The following is a 20,480-nucleotide window of genomic DNA, read 5'->3' on the forward strand; positions in this document are numbered from 1 at the left end:
TGGAACAAAAATAACATTTATGTAAGGTAAATGGACTAATATTTAGGATTTTCAACCAAAGAAATACCCCGGGGCCCTGCAGGATTGACTAAATTTGCCGAAAGCATCCTTCGCATGAGAGCCATCAGACAGCGCTCTGAAATCCTTGTATACCTACTCCTTGCCATAACGGGCATCAACCTGTTACAGATCGCTTTTACCGAGCTTATCATGGATGAGGCTTACTACTGGTACTTCTCCCGGGAACTGGCCTGGGGGTATTTCGACCATCCACCCATGGTGGCTTTCCTGATTCATTTAGGCACTGAAATCCTCCCCGGAGAAGCGGGAGTGCGGTTCTTCACTCCCTTCATGTATTCAGCAAGCCTGCTCCTGCTATGGGACATTACAGACCATCCCATGAAAAAAGACCATCCGTGGTTGTTCTTCTGGTTTACCGGAAGCCTTGGCCTATTGGCTGCATTCGGATTCTTTATCCTGCCGGATGCCCCGCTCTTCTTCTTTTCAGTACTGATGCTCTGGGTATATAAGAAACACCTGCATGCTCCCGGAATTGCAACCACTCTGGGGCTGGGAATTTGTATGGCAGCAATTATGTACAGCAAATACCACGGGGCCCTATTCATCCTTTTTGTGATATTGTCCCGTCCTGCCAACCTTAGATCCGGAAAGATCTGGGCGGCCATACTCACAGGGTTCCTGCTCTACCTGCCACATCTCTACTGGTTGTACCGAAATGATTTTGTCTCCATTTCCTACCATCTGGTAGAAAGGGCTAACAGCGCCTACCAGTTAAAATTCACCCTTCATTTCCTGCTCAACGCCCTGGCCATTGGCGGACTTGTATTTCCCCTGGTATATTACGCAGTTTTCAAAGCACCTGTCCGGTCTTCGTTTGACAGGGCACTAAAGGTAATATTCTACGGATTCCTGATCTTCTTTCTGTTTTCCAGCTTTACGAGGAAAACCCAGATCCAGTGGATCAACCTAATCAACATTCCTTTCATCATATTATCCTTCAGGTATGCCCTGGATCACCTCCAGTACCGAAAATGGCTCTATCGGCTGAGCGTGGTCTCCGTAATATTATTGTGTTATGTGCGACTCGCCCTGGTATTTCCCGTGCTGTCACCTATTCCTTATGAAACCCACGGCAACAAAAAGTGGGCTGAATCCCTGTACACCCAAAGCAATGGTTTGCCTGTTGTCTTCCATAATTCCTACCGGGATGCAGCTATTTATTCGTACTACAGCGGAGCCAGGGTGTATTCGCTGAATGATGTTGGATTTCGAAGGAACCAATTTGATATCGACCATTCAGAAAAACCCCTCCGGGGCAAACCGGTTGTGCTGCTAAGTCAACGCCCCCTGGAAAACGCCACCATCTCTTATACCCGGCCATTTAAGCACAAGGACTGGAGCGGCGTTGTGATCGATTCATTCGAAAACTACAGCAAGCTCCGGTTTAAAATTGACCAGGAAGAATTTACAAACGGGGTCCCTGCGGAAATTACCGCAATGCTTCATAATCCTTACAGCGAACAGGTTCCATTAAATAAATTAAGGATTGAAGGGGTAACCTATGATGACAACAGAAAAATTATAGATACATTTGCGTTGAAAGCGAGAGACCCTGATTTGGTGTTGCCCGCAGGCAAAAGTATCCAACTCCGGCTGAAAACCGGAGAAGTGAAGAAAGGAGAAAAAGTCTCGTACTTTCACATCGGGCTCGGCCATTACGGTTTCAGGCCCGGCTTCGAAGGAAATATGGTAACGGTACATCCACTTGAACGAGATCCTTAGAAATACCCATTATCTTACTGCAGAGACGCTCATGCTTCTCGTGAGCCTTATTTGTATTACCCTGGCCAAGGTAATGGACGAACAGCGATTTCAATCGTACCTGGCACTCTTATTCAACTACCGTTATCTCAAGGTCTACAGCAAGGAAAAAAATCAAACACAGCATTGGTTCAATGTGCTTCTGTTTATTCCACAGCTCATCACATTCTCCCTTATCATTAAAGAAGCTATAGGGTATTTCCAACTGGCAACAGGATCCAATATTCTTGTTATTATTAGCTTTCTAACCCTTTTTATCCTCTTTAAATACTACCTGGAGAAGATCATCTCCACCATTTTCGACATCACCGAATTCACCGAGAGCTTCCAGTTTCACAAGCTCACCTACAGGAATTACAGCGCCATGCTGCTTATTCCCTTTTTAACCTATTATACCTTTTCGAATCTCCCGAAAAATATTTTGATTATCACCATACTAGGGCTTTTTATTTCACTGAATGTCATTTCATTGGTGCTTACATTGACGAATCATCAAAAATCAATCAGCCGGCATTTGTTTTATTTTATTTTGTATCTTTGCGCGCTAGAAATAGCCCCTTATTTAATGCTGATTAACCTGTTGATCCTAGATAAGGCTTAAACTAATAACAACCTATGAAAGTTAAGACGATCTTAGTTTCCCAGCCCGAACCTAAAGTAGAGAATTCACCTTACTCAAGGTTAGTTGAAAAACAAAAAATCAAAGTTGATTTCAGGCCGTTTATACATGTAGAAGGGGTTGATGCCAAAGAGGTAAGACAACAAAAGATTGATCTGAAGGACTACACAGCCATTATTCTGACCAGCAGAAATGCGGTGGATCATTTTTTCAGAATTGCTGAAGAGATGCGATTCAAGGTGCCGGACACCATGAAATACTTTTGCCAGTCGGAAGCCGTAGCTTACTACCTGCAGAAATATGTGGTGTACAGAAAGCGTAAAATCTATGTAGGTCAGCGAACCTTTCAGGACCTGGCTCCGATCATCAAGAAGTACAAGGACGAAAAGTTTCTTTTACCTTCGTCTGATGTATTGAAACCTATTGTTCCCGAAACCCTCGACGAGCTAAAAGTGAATTGGAAAAGGGCTATTCTTTACAAAACCGTGATCAGTGACCTTTCAGACCTTCGTAATGTATATTACGACATCCTGGTGTTCTTCAGTCCTTCCGGAATTGAGTCACTCCTGAAAAATTTCCCTGATTTCGAACAAAACAATACCAGAATCGCAGTTTTTGGAAATACAACTCAAAAGGCTGCCAATGAAGCCGGCTTAAGGATCGATATTGAAGCTCCCACCCCGGAATCTCCATCCATGACCATGGCGCTCGAAAAATATATTGAAAAGGTGAACAAGAAATAACACCTCAACATATACAAAAAGAAAAACCTCCGGAACTCCGGAGGTTTTTTTATCTAACTAACTGAAAAAATATAAGAGGGGACCTTCGCAGATCCCCATCGATTGGTTGGTTAATAGTTACACCAATGGGCCTCCGGCCTTAATCTCGTCATTGGCATAGTCTTCAAACTTTTTAAAGTTTGCCTTAAAGGCATTGGCCAGCTCATGAGCCTTGGCATAATACGCCTCATCGTTATTCCATGTTTGTCGCGAACTCAATACTTCTGTTGGCACTCCGGGACAGGTTCTTGGCTGGGCCACCCCGAATACAGAGTGAATATGATAGTCTTCTTTAGTGATCTCCTTACCGAGCTCTCCATTCATCGCTGCGGTAATCATAGCCCTGGTATATTTTAGTTTCATTCGGCTGCCAACCCCGTAAGGACCACCGGTCCACCCGGTATTGATAAGCCAAACATTAACTCCGGCCGCTCTCATCTTATCACTAAGCATTTCTGCGTATCGCGTTGGATGCAAAGGCATAAAGGGCGCTCCGAAACAGGCAGAAAAAGAAGGCACAGGCTCATCCACTCCAGCCTCTGTACCGGCTACTTTGGCGGTATATCCGCTGATAAAATGATAGGCTGCCTGACCAGGAGTCAGTTTTGAAATGGGAGGCAAAACACCAAAGGCATCTGCCGTCAGGAAAAATATATTCTTTGGATCCTTACCAATAGAAGGCTGCTGTATATTATCGATATGATAAATCGGGTAACTCACCCTGGTATTCTGGGTGATGGAGGTGTCTGAAAAGTCCACATGACCTTCATCGTCCATGATCACATTCTCCAGAATGGCCCCTTTCTTTATCGCATTGAAAATCTCAGGCTCACTTTCTGCACTCAAGTTGATCACTTTAGCATAACACCCACCTTCAAAATTAAAGACGGTATTCTCACTGGTCCATCCGTGCTCGTCATCCCCTATGAGCTTTCGCTGAGGATCGGCAGAGAGCGTCGTTTTCCCTGTACCCGAAAGGCCAAAGAAGATGGAAGTATCTCCCTTATCCCCTACATTGGCACTGCAGTGCATCGGCAGGGTATCCTTAAACACAGGAAGCTCGAAATTGAGCGCAGAGAAAATCCCTTTCTTAATTTCCCCGGTATACCCGGTACCTCCGATAAGAGCAACCTTACGTTTAAAGTTCAGTATCGCAAAGTTGTGCTGTCTCGTTCCGTCCACCTCAGGGTCTGCCATAAAACCCGGTGCATTGATCACGGTCCAGTCCGGTGCAAAATCCTTAAGGTCCTCCGCCTCCGGACGCAGGAACATGTTATAGGCAAACAGGTTACTCCAGGGATACTCATTTACCACCCTGATATTGGTCTTGTAATTCTCATCTGCGCAAGCATAACAATCTCTTACGTACAGCTCCTTTTTGTCCAGATAGGCTACCACCTTATCATAGAGCGCATCGAATTTTGCAGGTTCGAACGGGATATTGATATTCCCCCACCAAACCCGGTCTGCAGTGATCTCATCCTTTACAATGAAGCGATCCTGGGGCGACCTACCGGTAAACTCCCCGGTATTAACAGCAAGGGCCCCCGAAGAGGCCTCTTTACCCATATTTTTCTCCAATGTGATCGCATGCAATTCTTCCGGATCCAACTGGTAATTCACTTTTGCATTTTCAATGCCGTATTCCTTCAATGAAATCTTTTTCGTTACTAAGGCCTTTTCACCCATAGTACTATCAGTTTATTGGATTAATTTATGGCCCAAATGTAGTAAAATATACAGTACTACAACGTTTGCGAAAGCTATTTTTTCCAACTAAAAAAGTTATAAATCAGTATCCCCCAGGCTATAATTAGCAGAGTTCCCCCGATAGGAGTGATAAATCCAATCTTCCTGAAGTCAAAAGAGGTCAAGTTATTGGTTGCCAGGAAGTAAACAGACCCCGAAAAAAGAATCACTCCGAACAGCACAAGATAAAATACACTTGTTTTAGCCAGATCGGTTAAATGAGGGAGATTGGCTACCCCGATGAGCAACAAGGCATGGTACATCTGGTATTTCACCCCGGTCTCAAAAGTCTTTACCGCCTCGGCATCGATCAGGTTTTTTAAGGCATGAGCCCCGAAAGCTCCGAGGATTACAGCGAGTCCGCCTAAAACAGCCCCGGTTAAAAGCATCGTTCTGGTCATAATTGTTGATATTTAGAATTGTTATAGACTTAACATTTTAATACATTCGTGTTAAATTAACCATTAGCCATGAATAAAATTTTAATCTTCGGAGCTGGAAAATCCACCTCCTACCTCATACCCTACCTACTTGAAAAAAGCAGTGAAGCAGAGCTGCGCATCACCATCGCAGACCTGAACCTCAGTCAGGCAGAACGGGCATGCGACGGCCACACCAAATGCAGTGCCGTAAAATTAGATATTTTTAATGAGGAAGACCGCTATAATGCCATTGCTGCCCACGACCTGATCATTTCGATGCTCCCCGCACGGCTACATATCAATATTGCAAGGGATTGCCTCACCTTAGGAAAGAACATGGTAACCGCTTCCTACGTGAGCAACGAAATGGAAGCCCTTCATAAGGATGTGCAATCCAAAGGCCTGCTCTTTCTCAACGAGATCGGAGTAGACCCGGGCATAGACCACATGAGCGCCATGCAGGTCATTGACGAGATCAGAGCAGAGGGCGGTAAGATGCTCATGTTCGAATCTTTTACCGGAGGCCTTGTTGCCCCGGAAAGCGACAATAACCTCTGGAACTATAAATTCACCTGGAACCCTCGAAACGTAGTTGTTGCCGGCCAGGGAGGGGTCGCCAAATTTATCCAGGAGGGTAAGTATAAATACATCCCCTATCATAAATTGTTCCGGAGGACAGAATTCTTTGAGATCGAAGGATTCGGTCGCTTTGAAGGCTACGCCAACAGAGACTCCCTGAAATACCGCGAGGCCTACGGCCTTCAGGATGCCCTAACCCTCTACAGGGGAACCATGAGAAGGGTAGGCTTTTCCAAGGCATGGAACATGTTTGTACAACTGGGCATGACCGATGACAGTTTTGAACTCGAAGGATCGGAAGACATGACCTATCGGGAGTTTGTAAACGCTTTCCTGCCCTATTCCCCAACAGACACCATCGAGTTAAAGTTACGCCACTACCTGAAGATCGACCAGGACGATATTATGTGGGAGAAGCTCATGGATCTCGACCTGTTCAGCAAACACAAGAAGATCGGTATCGCAAACGCCACCCCGGCCCAGGCCCTGCAGAAGATCCTGGAAGAGCGATGGAGCCTGGATCCTGAGGATAAGGATATGATCGTGATGTATCATAAATTCGGGTACGAACTCTATGGCGAAAAGAAACAACTGGACGCACATATGGTGGTCACCGGAAAGGACCAGCGGTATACCGCCATGTCTAAAACGGTTGGCCTGCCCGTTGGAATGGCAGCGATAAACATACTCAAAGGGAATTTTGACCTTACCGGGGTTCGTATCCCGATCCACAAAGAGATCTACGATCCGATTCTCAGGGAATTGAAAGAATACGGCATTCAGTTTACGGAAGTCAGAAAACCTTACCTGGGATACAATCCTGATAATGTGGCCGGATAAATTCAAAAAAGTATAAGCATATACTCCGGTTTAGGTTCCTGATTGATGTTTTATCCGTACTTTTAATTTAAATCCATAACCCTTATGAAAGTTAAAGAAGAGCGGATAGAAATTGACGGTATTGATAAGGAGATCCTGAGAAACCTGATGGAAGATGCCCGAAAACCCATCCTGGAGATCGGTCGGAAACTCGGCATCTCAGGAGCGGCAATACACCAGAGACTCCGCAAGCTGGAAGCCTCAGGCCTGATCACCGGCTCCAAGTTTATGATCAATCCCAGGCTCCTTGGCTACACCACCATGGCATTTATCGGGATCTACCTCGACAAGGCCATGCGCAACCCGGAGGCTGTAAAACAACTTAAGAAAATTCCCGAGGTACTGGAATGCCACTATACCACGGGAAACTGGTCCATCCTGATCAAATTGTTATGCCGGGACAACGAACACCTTATGCAACTGCTTAATCAGCAGATACAGGCCATTGAGGGGGTAAGCAGAACAGAAACCTTTATATCATTAAACCAACAGATCGACAGACAGATCAGCCTATAAAAAAAGCCCGGTAAACCCGGGCTTCACTTTTATATCGTGTTTTTTTGATTTCTAGTCTCTTCCGCCAAAAACCTGCAGTCCAAAATAAAGCAGGGTGGCCAGGGAACCTACGGCAGCTACCACATAGGTACGTGCTGCCCATTTAAGGGAGTCTTCCGCCCCCTTTAATTCGCCCTGGGTGATCACATTTCTGTTTTTCAACCAGGCCAGAGCCCTGTTACTGGCGTCGTATTCCACCGGCAGGGTAATAAAACTAAATAGTGTTCCCATAGCGAACATCGCCAGGCCGATCACGGCAATGGTATATCCAAAGCCGGTTGATGCCGCCAGCACCAATCCGCCAAAGATCACCCAAACCGACATTCCGGAGGCCACACTCACCACAGGCACCAGTTTTGACCGCATTTGCAACCATTCATAACCTTTGGCGTGTTGCACGGCATGCCCGCACTCGTGGGCAGCCACTGCGGCAGCCGCGGCGTTTCTCTGATTGTACACCCCTTCACTGAGGTTTACCGTTTTCTTCGCCGGATTGTAATGGTCAGTAAGCATCCCGGGGGTTGAGATCACCTGAACATCGGTAATCCCATGATCATGAAGCATCTTACGTGCTATTTCGGCCCCGCTCATCCCGTTTTGAAGGTGTACCTTGGAATAATGGCGAAATTTATTTTTCAGGGTAGAACTCACTATCATACTCACCAGAGAGATCAGCCCTATCAATATCCAATATGTCATAATCTGTAATTTTTATCTGTAAAATTACCACTACAACAGCAAATATCCAGCCAAATTAACACAAAAGGTCGCTTTGACAGTTTTTGGTTATGCCAGGGCGCCATTCCAGCCAAAAGCCTGACCAATGCCCTCATAGGTGAGCTGACCGTTTACAATATTCAATCCTTTTGACAGGCCGGGATCGGAAGCACAGGCGGCCTCCCAGCCCCTGTTGGCAAGCTTCAAAACGTAGGGAAGGGTTACATTGGTAAGGGCCACGGTAGAAGTATAAGGCACAGCTCCCGGCATATTAGCCACACAGTAATGCACCACGTCATCAATAATAAAGGTAGGATCTTCATGAGTCGTAGGCCGTGAAGTCTCTACGCACCCCCCCTGGTCTACGGCCACATCCACGATTACCGTCCCGGCATGCATTTCCTTTAACATGTCGCGGGTAATCAGATTTGGCGCCTTACCCCCGCGGATCAATACCCCTCCCACGATCAGGTCGTGGGATTTAATATGTTTTCTGATATTGTATTCACTGGAGAATTCGGTCACCACGTGAGGTGGCATAATGTCATTCACATACCGTAATCTTTTCATATTTACATCCAGAATGGTTACGTGAGCGCCCAATCCGGCCGCCATTTTTGCAGCCTGAATTCCAACCACTCCGGCCCCCAGCACCAGCACCTTGCCCGGTGCCACTCCGGGAACACCGCCTAACAGCACCCCCCGGCCCTTAATGGGTTTTTCAAGATACTTGGCACCTTGCTGAATGGCCATACGTCCGGCCACTTCCGACATGGGGGTAAGCAAAGGCAAACTACCCTCCTCATCTTCCACGGTTTCATACGCAATACAAACTGCCCCGCTATCGAGCATCGCCCGGGTGAGCACCTCACTGGAAGCAAAGTGAAAATAGGTGAAAACCACCTGGTCTTTCTGAACCAACCCGTATTCTGCAGCAATAGGCTCCTTTACCTTTACGATCATATTCGCCTTGTGGTACACATCCTCAATAGTGGGCTCCAGGCTGGCTACGGCCTTCAGGTAATCCTTATCCGAAAATCCACTGCCCAGACCTGCAGATTCCTGAACCAGGACCTGGTGTCCGTTCTTAACGAGTTCGTAAACCCCTGCAGGAGTCATCCCGACACGGCTTTCATTGGTTTTAATTTCCTTAGGTACTCCAATAATCATGGTGGCTGCATTTAAAAGGTTTTATTAAAGATGCCCCATTCCGTAAAAAGAAAAAATAAAACTCGACCAAACGATAAAAAATTATCATTTTAAAAGAAAAGACCCCTTAAAAATAAGGGGTCTTTATTCTATTTTGATCTGTATTTTAATTTTAACCCTAAAATTATTGCCACTAGAACCGCTGTAACCAAATTTGCGAGGGTAACGGCCAGGCTTTCTATGAGCAGGCCATAGATCAGCCAGAAGATTACCCCGGTAAAGAAGATGAGGTACATGGACAGGGATATATCATCCACTTTTCTCGTTTTCCAGATCCGCCAGCATTGAGGCACAAAAGATACGGTGGTCAGGCAAGCTGCCACAAGCCCCAGGCCTTCGATCAGATTAAGTTCCATCTATCCCACAATATTTACAATTTTACCGGGCACTACGATAACCTTCTTAGGGGTGCGACCCTCCAGCTGTTTTTGCGTCCGGTCATCGGCAAGCACCGCTTTTTCGATCTCCTCCCTGCTTAGGTCCAGGGAAAGTTCAAGCGTAAAACGCATCTTCCCGTTAAAGGAAACCGGATACTCCTTGGTACTTTCCACGAGGTATTTCTCTTCGAATACAGGGAAAGGCGCATATGCCACAGAACTTTCATGCCCAAGTAAACCCCATAACTCTTCCGCAATATGGGGAGCATAAGGCGCAATTAAAACGACCAGTGGCTCCAGAACTTCCCTGCTGTGACATTTCTGAGCACTGAGCTCATTAACACAGATCATAAAGGTAGAAACCGAGGTGTTGAACGAGAAATTCTCAATATCCTCCTCAACCTTTTTGATGGTCTTATGCAGGGATTTCAGGTTATCTGCGGTGGCTTTATCGTGGGTCACGCATAAGCCGTCCTGTGCCACATAGAGTTTCCAAAGCTTCTTAAGGAAATTGTGCACCCCGGTAATCCCGGCGGTGTTCCAGGGTTTGGCCTGCTCCAGGGGTCCGAGGAACATTTCATACATTCTCAGGGTATCAGCACCGTATTCCCTGCAGATATCATCCGGGCTCACCACATTATACTTTGACTTTGACATCTTCTCCACTTCCCGGCCTACAATATACCTGCCATCTTCCAATTCAAATTCGGCCTCTGCAAATTCCGGCCTCCAGCTCCGGAAAGCTTCCATATCGAGCTCATCAGAAGCATTTACCATACTCACATCGGCGTGAATAGGCTGAACCGCCCTTTCGCCAACCAGGTTTTTAGACACAAAAACATTACTGTTCTCGAGCCTGTACACAAAGGCACTGGTACCCAGTATCATTCCCTGATTGATAAGTTTTCTGGCGTATTCCTGCACCGGAACCAGTCCGAAGTCAAACAGGAACTTTTGCCAAAAGCGGCTGTATAACAGGTGCCCGGTGGCATGCTCGCTACCCCCGATATAAAGATCGACGTCCTGCCAGTAATTCAGGGCGTCCTGGGCGGCAAAATCCGCCGTATTTCCGGCATCCATATAGCGGTTAAAATACCAGGAACTCCCTGCCCATCCGGGCATGGTGTTCAGTTCCAGCGGGAAAATCGTTTTATGGTCTGTCTTCGCCTTATCCACCACTGTATGGTTTACAGTATCCCAGGCCCAACGGGTGGCATTGCCCAGTGGTGGCTCCCCGGTTTCAGTAGGAAGGTACTTTTCCACTTCGGGAAGTTCCACAGGCAGGTGTGCCGCATCAATCATCTTTGGCAAGCCGTTCACATAATAGACCGGGAAAGGCTCTCCCCAATAGCGTTGTCTTGAGAACACCGCATCCCTAAGGCGATAATTGATCTTCCCTTGCCCTTGTCCGATCTTCTCGAGCTCGGCGATCACCTTAGCACTGGCCTCCTTATATCCCATCCCGGAAATAAAACCTGAATTGGCGATAACGGTATGCTCCTTATCGGCAAAAGCCTCTTCAGAGGTGTCCACCCCTTCGAAAATATTTGGCACAGGCAATCCGAAATGCCCGGCAAAATCGTGGTCCCGCTGATCTCCGCAAGGCACCGCCATAACAGCACCTGTACCGTAACCGGCCAGTACATAGTCTCCGATCCATACCGGGATTTCCTCTCCGGTAAATGGATGCAGCACATAGGCCCCGGTAAAGACCCCGGTAATATTTTTAACATCAGCCATTCGCTCGCGCTCACTGCGTCTGGAAGTAGCCTCAATATAAGCTTCCACCTCAGCCTTCTGAGCTTCTGTAGTAATCTTTTTTACCAACTCGTGTTCGGGGGCCAGGGTCATGAATGATACCCCGAAGATGGTATCAGGCCGGGTGGTAAAAACAGAGATCTCCTCCTCGTGTCCTTTAAGTTTGAAACTTACCTGTGCCCCTACCGATTTCCCGATCCAGTTACGCTGAATATCCTTTAAAGGCTCCGGCCAGTCCAGCTCATCGAGTCCCTGCAGCAATCTTTCTGCAAAAGCAGAAATACGCATACTCCATTGGGTCATTTTTTTACGTACCACAGGATGGCCACCTCTTTCAGACACTCCGTTTACGATCTCATCATTGGCGAGAACCGTACCCAGGGCAGGACACCAGTTCACTTCGGTATCTGCAAGATAGGTCAGGCGATAGTGAAGCAACATCCGCTCCTTATCGTCCTCAGACATCTCCTTCCAGGCTTGGGCACCGAATGCCGGAGTATCATCATCACATGCTGCATTGAGCGTCTGATTTCCTTCCTTTTCAAAAATTGCGACCAGCTCCACGATAGGCCGGCTTTTTTCGGCATCGTGATCGTACCAGGCATTAAAGAGCTGAATAAAGATCCACTGGGTCCATTTATAAAAGGAAGGGTCTGAGGTTCGCACCTCCCGACTCCAGTCAAAGGAAAACCCGATCTTATCCAGTTGCTCCCTGTACCTGCTGATATTCGCCTCTGTAGTCACAGCGGGATGCTGACCGGTCTGGATGGCGTATTGTTCGGCAGGCAATCCGAAACTGTCGTAGCCCATAGGGTGCAACACATTGTACCCTTTATGCCGTTTATAACGCGCATAAATATCTGACGCTATATACCCAAGGGGATGACCCACATGCAAACCTGCTCCGGAGGGATAAGGAAACATATCCAAAGCATAAAACTTAGGTTTTTCCGACAGGTTTTCTGCCTTGAATGTTTGATTCTCTGCCCAATACTTTTGCCATTTGGCCTCGATCTCGTTGAAATTGTATTTCATTACTGTGCTTACTATTTCTGTTGCAGGATAGTACACCCGCCTTCATTCTTTAAACTAAGGGGCAAAAATACGGTTATTGAAGCAAAGGTGAAAGTAAAATACCGCTTGTAAGAAGCGCAGGAAGGTGTAGTAGGGAAAAGCCATAAAAAAACCCTTCCGGCCGTTGTCTTTAAAAACAAATACCGGAAGGGATTGCACACTTTTATTCAGTAAAATCAGAGCGACCAGGCCTTACCTCCGGTGAGCTCCTGCAGGGAGCCACAACCGTTGTAACCACCGGGAACAGGGTCGTATACCAACACCTGCTCTCCTACCTTTTCGCTGTTTTTGTAGGCAAAAACTGCCATTTCTCTAATATTCTTAAGGGCTTCATAGTTTACCGCTTTTGCATCTCCGGTAATCTCTTCACCCTTTGCCATTGCCTCTGCATAACTCGAAACCTTTTCAGAGAGCATCCTTCCGTCTTTGGATGCCTCACGCAGGTTGGCATTTAAAAATTCCACATAATTCTCGGTAGAGATATCGGACACATCATCACCATAGGCTTCCTTAAGATTGCCTACAAGACCATCCATGGTCCATTGCATAAACTTCATCTCCGACTCCTCCAGGGCATTGCCAATATACTTATCCATAAATTCAGGCACATTAACTTCTGTAGCAGAAGGGGTGTCTGATTTTGGTAAGATCACATCAACCAAAGCCCGCAATACCGTTCCCTGATCGGCGGTAAGATGTTCCGGGACCCAGGAAGCCTGTTCAGAGGTACAGCTTTGCAGTAAGCTCAGGAGCCCGGGAGAGGCTGCCATAAACCCTGCGGATAAACCAATATTTCTTAAAGCTTTTCTTCTGTTCATCGATTTATTTTTAGAGGTTCATCTTTTTGAGTTCTTCCACGGCGTGATTCGCTGCACGTGCCGTAAAGGCCATATAACTTAAGGATGGATTCTGACAAGCCGAAGAGGTCATGAACGAACCATCTGTTACATAAACGTTCTTCACGGCATGCAACTGGTTGTATTTGTTCAGCACCGATGTCTTGGCATCTCTTCCCATTCGGGCAGTACCCATTTCATGGATACCCAGCCCCATACCTCCGATATCATCATAGGTATGCACATCTCTTAATCCCGCTGCCTCGAGCATTTCTGCGGCCTGGTTTTTCATATCCTTCCGCATGGCGAGTTCATTCGCTCCAAAATCCGCATCAAAAGTTACGGTAGGCAGCCCCCACTCGTCGGTTTTTTCGTAATCGAGATACAAGCGGTTGGAATGGTCGGGAAGGGTTTCTCCAAAGCCGAGAAGTCCCATGGTCCAAGGACCAGGTTTCAGCATGGCATCTTTGAATTCTCTTCCGAAAGAAAGCTCCTGAACATTTTCTGTCCAGTTACTTCCCCTGCTTCCTCCTCCCTGGTATCCATAACCACGGATAAAATCTTTACTGTCGGTAGCACCTCCAAGGTTACGGAATCGCGGTACATAAATACCATTGGCTCTTCGCCCTTTGTAATACATATCCTCAAATCCGTCATAGGTACCTGAAGCCCCCACGCGGAAGTGGTGATCCATCAGGTTATGACCCAATTCTCCGCTATCGTTCCCCATTCCGTCCGGAAAACGATCTGATTTTGATTGAAGCAGGATAGAGGTTGAGGCGATGGCTGAGGCACAAAGGAAGATCACCTTAGCCTTGAATTCTATTGTTTCTTTGGTTTCGGCATCGATCACCCTTACTCCCGTTGCCCTTTGGGTCTCCTCGTCATAGATCACTTCGTGAACAATGGAGTTTGGCCTCAGGGTCATGTTTCCGGTAGCCTCGGCAACCGGAAGGGTCGAGGAGTTACTGCTGAAGTATGCCCCAAAAGGACAACCTCTGGCACAACGGTTCCTGTACTGGCAATTGCTTCGGCCTGCCCCGGGTTTGGTACCCTGGGTAATGTGGGCAACACGTCCTATAGACAATACTCTGTCTGTATATTTTTCGGCTATGGCACTTTGCACGTGTTTTTCCACACAATTAAGCTCCATCGGTGGCAGGAAATTCCCGTCAGGCAACTGAGGCAACCCTAAGTTGGTCCCGCTCACCCCGATAAAATCCTCTACATAATCATACCAGGGTTTTAATTCTGCATAGCGAACCGGCCAGTCCACTGCAATACCATCCTTGGCATTCGCTTCAAAGTCGACATCCCCCATACGGTAACTCTGCCGCCCCCACATCAGGGAACGTCCTCCTACATGATAACCGCGCATCCAGTCAAAACGGCGGTCTTCATTATACGGGTGTTTAACATCGTCAACAAAGAAGTGCTGGGTATCCATATTGGTGGTATATCCCGTACGCATCTGCTTATACTTGCGTTCCCGCACTTCTTTTGTTGGACGTCCTGCATTAGGCAGGTCCCATGGATCAAGATTTGCGGTGGGGTAATCTTCAATATGCTTTACCATTCTCCCTCTCTCGAGCACCAGGGTTTTCAGTCCCTTTTCGCATAGTTCCTTGGCAGCCCATCCTCCTGAGATTCCGGTACCAACCACTATTGCATCGTACTCTTCCTGTGGTTTATTGTAATAAAATGTACTCATCTAATGTTTTTGGTTTGAATCGCAATTCTTCAAATATAGAAATTAATTTTCTACATTAGGGGGGCAAAAAACCTGACATTAATTTATTTAACAGGTATTAATTTTACGAATTAATCAAAACCCATATTAAAACTACCCTCATGAACAGAAGACGCTTTGTAAGGAACAGTAGTCAGGCAGGCCTCGCTCTCGCACTGCTTGGACTGGCTTCCTGTAAGAACAAATCAGGAGACACCTCCCAGGACACATCACAAGCAATGGCTGCAGCCGCGGACCCCTTCTTTAAGCTCTCCCTGGCACAGTGGTCAGTACACCGCATGATCTGGGAAGGCCAGATGGACCCTTATGACTTTGCAGCAAAAGCCAAAGCCTGGGGATTCAGCGGACTCGAATATGTAAACCACCTCTATGCAAAATCCATGGAAGCCTATGACACGGAACTCGCCGGAATCGAGGCTATGGTAAAAGAGCTCAGCAAGAGAAGTCAGGACCAGGAGATGGAGAACCTCATTATGATGATCGACCTGCAGGAAGATGCAGGTGCCTTGTGCCATCCCGAAAGCTCGGTCAGAGCGGCCGCAGTTACCAATCACCACAAGTGGATCGACGCCGCCTCGGGACTGGGATGTCACTCCGCCAGGGTAAACCTGTTTGGAACCCGGGACCAGGAACTCTGGACATCGGCCGCAGTAGAATCTCTAAGCAATCTTTGTGAATACGCCAAAAACCAGAACGTAAACGTGATCGTAGAGAACCACGGCTGGCTTTCTTCTGATGCCGCCCTGCTTACCGATGTCATGGAAAAGGTTAATATGGACAATTGCGGAACCCTACCCGATTTCGGAAACTTCTGCACCAAAAGAGACGGAGAAGGCAACTGGGGTGGAGCATGTGTTGAAGAGTACGACCGTTACCAGGGCACCATGGAGCTTATGCCATACGCCAAGGGAGTAAGCGCCAAGTCGTACGCCTTTAATGAGAAAGGAGAAGAAACCACCATTGATTACGCTAAAATGCTTGGCATTGTGAAAGATGCAGGGTACACAGGTTTTATTGGCGTGGAATACGAAGGCAATGACCTTTCTGAGGAAGAAGGCATTCTCGCCACCAAGAACTTACTTATCAACACCGCTGAACAGCTTTAAACCCTGAACTTGCTAAACTAACTACACTATGAATAAAAAGATACAGTTTCAACTTTCCCTGATGATGTTCCTTGAATTCTTTATCTGGGGAGGATGGTTCGTAACCCTGGGAACCTATTTGGGTGATAACCTGAAGGCCACCGGGGCAGAAACGGCCATGGCTTTTTCCACCCAATCCTGGGGAGCTATTATTGCTCCCTTTATTATTGGTCTGATTGCCGACCGCTATTTTAATGCCGAACGCATCCTGGGATTCCTGCACCTCACCGGAGCCGTTTTAATGTATATGATGTACCAGAGTACCGATTTTACAAATTTCTACCCGCTGGTGCTGGGATATATGATCGCCTATATGCCAACCCTGGCCCTGGTAAATTCGGTTTCCTTCAACCAGATGAAAGACCCCGCCAAGGAATTTTCCTTTGTCCGGGTATTCGGAACCATCGGATGGATCGTGGCCGGGCTTACCATCAGCTATGTTTTTTACTGGGATTCTCCGGAGTCGAGGGCAGAAGGCATGTTAAAGAACACCTTTATGATGGTAGCCATAGCTTCAGCAATTCTGGGGCTGTTCAGCTTTACCCTGCCGAAAACCCCACCAAAGGTAGATAAGGGAGAGAAGATCAGTATCTCTGATATTTTAGGACTGGAAGCCTTAAAACTTCTTAAGAACAGGAATTTCCTGATCTTCTTTATCGCTTCCATCCTGATCTGTATCCCGCTGGCCTTCTATTACCAGTATACCAATCCGTTCCTGGCAGAGATCGGCATGGAAAACCCAACCGGAATCATGACCATCGGCCAGGCTTCGGAAGTTCTGTTCATGCTGCTGCTTCCATTTTTCTTTAAGCGGTTCGGGTTTAAAAAGACCATCCTGGCCGGAATGCTGGCCTGGACAGTTCGCTACCTGCTTTTTGCCTATGGCTATGCCGGAGAACTGGCCTTTATGCTTATCCTGGGGATCGCCCTTCACGGAATTTGCTATGACTTCTTCTTTGTTTCGGGCCAGATCTACACCGATTCCAAAGCAGGAGAAAAACACAAAAGTGCTGCCCAGGGATTAATTACGCTGGCAACTTATGGGGTGGGTATGCTTATCGGGTTCTGGGTTGCCGGAAAGATCGCCGATGAATTTACCAGGCCCGACGGGAACCATGTCTGGGAAACCATCTGGATCTACCCTGCAGGTTTCGCATTGGTGGTGCTGATCTTATTTGCTATATTATTTAAAAATGAAGAGGTAGAATACAAAGAATAGAATATGAGAAAACTTAGAATGGGAATGATTGGCGGTGGAAAAGGATCTTTTATAGGGGACGTTCACCGCAAGGCAGCCGCCATAGACGGGATGATCGAGTTGGTCTGTGGAGCCTTCAGTAGTAGTGCCGAACGTTCTGCCGCATCGGGAAAAGCCCTGTACCTTCCTGAAGACAGGTGTTACGGAAGCTTTGCCGAAATGATAGCGAAGGAAAAGGAACTTCCCGAAGGGGAACGCATGGATTTTGTATCTATTGTAACCCCCAACCACATGCACTTTGAGCCGGCCAAACTGGCTTTGGAAAATGGGTTTCATGTGGTGTGCGACAAGCCAATGACCCTGACTATAGAGGAATCTGAGATCCTGGTGGAGCTGGTAAAAAAGACCGGACTGCTTTTCGCCCTCACCCATAATTACACCGGTTATCCCATGGTGAAGCAGGCCAGAGACATGATCGCAAATGGCGACCTGGGCAAGATCCGAAAGGTACAGGTACAGTACCTCCAGGGGTGGCTGGCCACTGAGGTGGAAAAAACAGACAACAAACAGGCTTCCTGGAGAGTAGACCCCAGTAAATCGGGAGTAGGTGGTGCATTGGGGGACATAGGAACCCATGCCGAAAACCTCCTGGAGTTTATTACCGGACTACAGATCAGTGAAATGGCTGCCGACCTGGGACGTTTCGGTGCGGGCAGAACCCTCGACGACGATGGCAATATGCTGGTCCGGCTTAGCAATGGAGCCAAAGGCAGTATCTCCTTTTCCCAGATCGCCACAGGAGAAGAAAACAACCTCGGCATCAGAGTATACGGGGAAAAAGGAAGCCTGGAATGGTACCAGGAAAATCCGAACAAGCTTTACACCCGCTGGCTCGACCAGCCACTGAAAATATTCACCCCGGGAGGTAATGACCTTTATGATGCTGCAGCCATGACCTCGCGCATCCCTTCCGGACACCCGGAAGGCTACCTGGAGGCCTTTGCCACGGTTTATCGTAACTTTGGAAAAGAATTAACCGGCCGGATTGAAGGCACCTCTGTTCCTGCACAGGATTACCCGGGGGTAGAGGATGGACTGCGGGGGGTAAGGTTCATACATGCCGCCGTGGAAAGCGATCGAAACAATGCCGCCTGGACATCATTATAATTATTTGAATCATGAAAACGATAAAAGGACCCGCCATATTCCTGGCACAATTTGTAGACGACAAAGCTCCATTTAACAGCCTTGACGGGATGTGTAAATGGGCTGCCGATCTTGGATATAAAGGCATACAGATCCCCACCTGGGAAAACTTTCTGATCGACCTGGACAAGGCAGCAGAGAGCAAGACCTATTGCGACGAGCTCAAGGGCAGGATCAACAGCTACGGCCTGGAGATCACCGAACTCTCCACCCACTTACAGGGCCAGTTGGTGGCCGTGCATCCTGCGTACGACATAATGTTCGACAATTTTGCACCGGACCATTTAAAGAATAATCCCAAAGCCAGGACAGAATGGGCGATAGATACGGTAAAAAAAGCAGCCCTGGCCAGTCGTAATTTAGGCCTGGATGTTCACGCCACATTCTCCGGAGCCCTATTATGGCACACCTGGCACCCCTGGCCACAGCGGCCGCCGGGACTGGTGGAAATGGGTTTTGAAGAACTGGCCAAACGCTGGATGCCCATCCTGAACACCTTTGACGAACAAGGGGTGGACGTTTGCTATGAAGTGCACCCCGGAGAAGATATCCATGACGGCGACACTTTTGAGCGCTTCCTGGAGGCCACCGGAAACCACAAACGCGTAAATATCCTCTACGATCCATCGCATTTCGTGCTTCAGCAACTGGATTATATCGAGTACATTGACCATTACCATGAATTCATCAAGGCCTTTCATGTAAAAGATTCCGAATTTAACCCCACAGGAAAAAAAGGTGCCTTCGGAGGATACAACAACTGGGGCGATCGTGCCGGAAGGTACAGGTCTCCGGGAGATGGCCAGATCGATTTTAAGACCATTTTCTCCAAGCTTACCCAGTACGGCTGTGATGTCTGGGCAGTCATGGAATGGGAATGCTGCATCAAGAGCCCGGAACAGGGTGCCAGGGAAGGAGCGCCATTTATCCAGAGTCATATCATTGAAGCCACCGAAAAGGCTTTCGATGATTTTGCAGGGGCCGATATTGATAAGGAACAACTTAAACGAATTCTCAACCTGAAATGAAAAAATTAAGCGTTTTTGCCCTGTGTCTTTCTTTGCTGATATCCTGCAAACAGGCCGGGGAAAAGCAGGACACTGCCATAGCCACTGAAACCACCTCCGAACCGGCTCAAAAGGGAACGCAGGAAGACGAATGGACCGTACTTTTTGACGGCTCCTCTACAGCAGCCTGGCATGAATACGGAAAGGATACGGACAGTTTCCCGGAAAGCTGGAAAATCGAGGGCGATGCCCTGGTATTTTATCCCGCTGAAGACGAGACCCACAACATTGTTACCGATGATACCTTCGAATCGTTCGAGCTTCATATCGAGTGGAAGATCTCTGAAGCCGGGAACAGCGGGATCATGTGGGGGGTTCAGGAAATGGAAAAATACAACGAACCGTATTTCACGGGGCCCGAAATCCAGGTACTCGACAACGAAAAACATCCCGATGCCAGGGTTAAAGGCAAAACCCACCAGGCCGGGGCATTATACGATATGGTTGAACCCGCGAAGGACGTAACCAGCCCTGTTGGTGAATGGAACACCTTCCTGATTCGCATTGACCGGGAGAACAACCTGGGCAGCGTAACCCATAACGGGGAGCTGGTAACCGAATTCCCCCTGCATGGAGAAGCCTGGGATACCATGGTGGCAGATTCCAAGTTTAGTGACTGGGAAGATTTCGGGAAATACGCCGGGGGCAAGATCGCCCTTCAGGACCATTCTAACGTAGTAGCCTACAGAAACATTAAAATTAAAAAATTATAAGCA

The 20,480-nt window shown here is 47.5% G+C and carries 18 protein-coding genes; 10 read left to right on the plus strand and 8 right to left on the minus strand.

Translation table 11 applies throughout. The features are described from left to right. Positions 1–114: 114 nt before the first annotated feature. Genes K7R11_RS00400 through K7R11_RS00410 form a run of 3 tightly spaced genes read left to right on the plus strand, consistent with a single transcriptional unit; the run spans position 115 to position 3,204 of the window. Positions 115–1,803: an ArnT family glycosyltransferase gene (locus K7R11_RS00400; protein WP_224487776.1), complete on the plus strand. Its 1,689-nt coding sequence runs from the start codon at positions 115–117 to the stop codon at positions 1,801–1,803. Continuing rightward, positions 1,787–2,443, plus strand: a complete 657-nt coding sequence (locus K7R11_RS00405) for a DUF4271 domain-containing protein (RefSeq protein ID WP_224487777.1) — start codon at positions 1,787–1,789, stop codon at positions 2,441–2,443. Before K7R11_RS00400 ends, K7R11_RS00405 begins: the two co-directional genes overlap by 17 nt. 14 nt (positions 2,444–2,457) lie before the next feature. After that, a complete protein-coding gene (locus tag K7R11_RS00410; RefSeq protein ID WP_224487778.1) occupies positions 2,458–3,204 on the plus strand; it encodes a uroporphyrinogen-III synthase in 747 nt (248 codons plus the stop codon). A 117-nt stretch (positions 3,205–3,321) separates the two neighbouring features. Here K7R11_RS00410 and pckA read toward each other — a convergent pair whose 3' ends face one another. Continuing rightward, complete coding sequence (pckA, locus tag K7R11_RS00415) at positions 3,322–4,932, minus strand: phosphoenolpyruvate carboxykinase (ATP) (protein ID WP_224487779.1); 1,611 nt, start codon at positions 4,930–4,932, stop codon at positions 3,322–3,324. 74 nt (positions 4,933–5,006) lie between these two features. Beyond that, positions 5,007–5,393, minus strand: a complete 387-nt coding sequence (locus tag K7R11_RS00420; protein ID WP_224487780.1) for a DUF423 domain-containing protein — start codon at positions 5,391–5,393, stop codon at positions 5,007–5,009. Positions 5,394–5,462: 69 nt separating this feature from the next. Between K7R11_RS00420 and K7R11_RS00425 the strand changes: the two genes are divergently transcribed. Beyond that, entirely contained in the window at positions 5,463–6,833 is a 1,371-nt protein-coding gene (locus K7R11_RS00425) for a saccharopine dehydrogenase family protein (RefSeq protein ID WP_224487781.1), read from the plus strand. 84 nt (positions 6,834–6,917) lie between these two features. Next, positions 6,918–7,388 carry an Lrp/AsnC ligand binding domain-containing protein gene (locus K7R11_RS00430; RefSeq protein WP_224487782.1) on the plus strand — a complete coding sequence of 157 codons (471 nt, stop codon included), beginning with the start codon at positions 6,918–6,920 and terminating at the stop codon, positions 7,386–7,388. Between the two features lie 51 nt (positions 7,389–7,439). On the opposite strand, the gene K7R11_RS00435 is transcribed toward K7R11_RS00430, so the two are convergent. The 6 genes from K7R11_RS00435 to K7R11_RS00460 all read right to left on the minus strand — a co-directional run bounded on the left by K7R11_RS00435 (position 7,440) and on the right by K7R11_RS00460 (position 15,109). Continuing rightward, positions 7,440–8,126 (minus strand): zinc metallopeptidase, encoded by a 687-nt coding sequence (locus tag K7R11_RS00435; RefSeq protein WP_224487783.1) that lies wholly within the window; start codon positions 8,124–8,126, stop codon positions 7,440–7,442. A gap of 87 nt (positions 8,127–8,213) precedes the next feature. After that, complete coding sequence (gene ald / locus K7R11_RS00440; RefSeq protein WP_224487785.1) at positions 8,214–9,314, minus strand: alanine dehydrogenase; 1,101 nt, start codon at positions 9,312–9,314, stop codon at positions 8,214–8,216. A 128-nt stretch (positions 9,315–9,442) separates the two neighbouring features. After that, positions 9,443–9,709 (minus strand): SemiSWEET family sugar transporter, encoded by a 267-nt coding sequence (locus tag K7R11_RS00445; protein ID WP_224487787.1) that lies wholly within the window; start codon positions 9,707–9,709, stop codon positions 9,443–9,445. Further along, entirely contained in the window at positions 9,710–12,523 is a 2,814-nt protein-coding gene (gene leuS, locus K7R11_RS00450) for a leucine--tRNA ligase (protein WP_224487789.1), read from the minus strand. It lies immediately after the preceding gene. Positions 12,524–12,738: 215 nt separating this feature from the next. After that, positions 12,739–13,380, minus strand: a complete 642-nt coding sequence (locus K7R11_RS00455) for a gluconate 2-dehydrogenase subunit 3 family protein (protein ID WP_224487791.1) — start codon at positions 13,378–13,380, stop codon at positions 12,739–12,741. Between the two features lie 10 nt (positions 13,381–13,390). After that, a complete protein-coding gene (locus K7R11_RS00460; protein ID WP_224487793.1) occupies positions 13,391–15,109 on the minus strand; it encodes a GMC oxidoreductase in 1,719 nt (572 codons plus the stop codon). Positions 15,110–15,249: 140 nt separating this feature from the next. On the opposite strand from K7R11_RS00460, the gene K7R11_RS00465 reads away from it, so the two are divergent. The 5 genes from K7R11_RS00465 to K7R11_RS00485 are packed head-to-tail and all read left to right on the plus strand — an operon-like array spanning position 15,250 to position 20,477. Next, positions 15,250–16,254, plus strand: a complete 1,005-nt coding sequence (locus K7R11_RS00465; protein WP_224487795.1) for a sugar phosphate isomerase/epimerase family protein — start codon at positions 15,250–15,252, stop codon at positions 16,252–16,254. A gap of 28 nt (positions 16,255–16,282) precedes the next feature. Next, positions 16,283–17,512 (plus strand): nucleoside permease, encoded by a 1,230-nt coding sequence (locus K7R11_RS00470; protein WP_224487797.1) that lies wholly within the window; start codon positions 16,283–16,285, stop codon positions 17,510–17,512. A 3-nt stretch (positions 17,513–17,515) separates the two neighbouring features. Then, positions 17,516–18,658: a Gfo/Idh/MocA family protein gene (locus K7R11_RS00475; protein WP_224487799.1), complete on the plus strand. Its 1,143-nt coding sequence runs from the start codon at positions 17,516–17,518 to the stop codon at positions 18,656–18,658. An 11-nt stretch (positions 18,659–18,669) separates the two neighbouring features. Continuing rightward, positions 18,670–19,725: a sugar phosphate isomerase/epimerase family protein gene (locus K7R11_RS00480; protein WP_224487801.1), complete on the plus strand. Its 1,056-nt coding sequence runs from the start codon at positions 18,670–18,672 to the stop codon at positions 19,723–19,725. Continuing rightward, positions 19,722–20,477, plus strand: a complete 756-nt coding sequence (locus tag K7R11_RS00485; protein WP_224487803.1) for a 3-keto-disaccharide hydrolase — start codon at positions 19,722–19,724, stop codon at positions 20,475–20,477. The genes K7R11_RS00480 and K7R11_RS00485 overlap by 4 nt, the downstream gene beginning before the upstream one ends. The last annotated feature ends 3 nt before the right edge of the window (positions 20,478–20,480 follow it).

Source organism: Robertkochia flava (genome assembly GCF_020166515.1).
GTDB classification, from domain to species: domain Bacteria; phylum Bacteroidota; class Bacteroidia; order Flavobacteriales; family Flavobacteriaceae; genus Robertkochia; species Robertkochia flava.